Annotated in this window: 1 protein-coding gene; it reads left to right on the plus strand. The window is 50.1% G+C overall.

Annotated features, from left to right (window positions below; all coding sequences use genetic code 11):
• Positions 1-418: hypothetical protein (locus B3182_RS05105; RefSeq protein ID WP_292751808.1), on the plus strand; the 418-nt coding region annotated here is incomplete at its 5' end.
• Positions 419-543: the final 125 nt, after the last annotated feature.

Consider the following 543-nt stretch of genomic DNA (forward strand, 5'->3'; position numbering starts at 1 on the left):
CAATGCTCCTGCTGAGCCTTCCGCGCAGGATGGTCGTGTGGCGGCATTGGCTGCTCAAATGGAGCTTCAAGCGCGAGCTGAGCTGCGCGAAGAGCAGGCAATAGAAGCAGAAGGTCGTCGCGACGGGGTGGATTCGGCGCAGCAGGATCAAGCTGCTGAAGCAGATAAGCCCGCTGACGTGCGTGCGCAAGATAATACTGAAAGCGAAAAGCAGCGTTTAGCCGAGGAAGAGGCGCGCCTACAGGCAGATCAAGAGCGCTTTGAGGCTGAGCAGCGCCTGCTGGATCAGCGTCAGGCGCGCGCGGAGTTTTTTAATGAAGGCACTAAGCGCAATATCGATCTCAATCGTCGCCTGATAGAGATTGGTGTATTTAATTCAGGTGCCGAGATCGGCAGTTTTTTAAATAGAACTGTGTGACTGTTAATTTAATTGTCATAACCGGCTGTTAAATTTCAATTTGCGGGCGCAGTTGTTGTGCAATTGATCTTATCGTTCAGTAATGCATCTGAATCGGTTTTTGTTGTACTTGAGTATATATTTTG

It is taken from the genome of Methylophaga sp. UBA4204 (assembly GCF_002379485.1).
Taxonomy (GTDB): domain Bacteria; phylum Pseudomonadota; class Gammaproteobacteria; order Nitrosococcales; family Methylophagaceae; genus Methylophaga.